This is a genomic window from Paenibacillus sp. 32O-W (genome assembly GCF_007679495.1).
Lineage (GTDB): Bacteria > Bacillota > Bacilli > Paenibacillales > NBRC-103111 > Paenibacillus_L > Paenibacillus_L residui.
In genome coordinates, this window is record NZ_VEGP01000171.1 from 1 (window position 1) to 608 (window position 608).

Consider the following 608-nt stretch of genomic DNA (forward strand, 5'->3'; position numbering starts at 1 on the left):
TATAAATGGCACTAAAGGATTTTGGAAACAAATGTCTAATACCTATAGGTAAAACCTTGTTGCCTGTGGGAGGCGATCCGAGTGAAAAACCCCCTTCATGCTGATAACCAGAATCCAGAAATTCAAGCGGTAAAAGCGGCTATCAGGTCGACGAAAGACAAACGTATGTTCGAACGCTATCAAACCATCCTGCTGTTTTTGCATGGTGTCAAGTACGATAAGATTTCCTTCATTGTAGGAAGATCCACTGCGACCATCGGAAATTATGTCAAAGCTTATCGTGAAAATGGACTGGATGGTTTGGTCATGGGACAATCGCCGGGACGCCCGTCATTCCTATCTCATGATCAGGAAGAAGAACTTCGACAACTGCTGATGGAAAAGAGGCCCGCTGATGTCGGCTTTCCTGCGGAAATGAATTGGACTTCCTTCCTTGTTCGAGACTGGATTGAGCGAGAATTTAACATCACTTACTCGGACCGCGGCGTTCGCAAATTGCTTCGACTTCTGGGATTCAGCTACACGAAACCGACGTATACCTTAGCCAAAGCCGATCCGATCAAACAAGAGGAATTTAAAGCTGAATTCGAAGAGGTAAAAAAAATTGC

At 44.7% G+C, this 608-nt stretch carries 1 protein-coding gene; it reads left to right on the forward strand.

Annotated features, from left to right (window positions below):
- Positions 1–81: 81 nt before the first annotated feature.
- A partial coding sequence (locus FS806_RS25305; protein ID WP_144942118.1) for an IS630 family transposase occupies positions 82–608 on the forward strand: 527 nt, incomplete at its 3' end.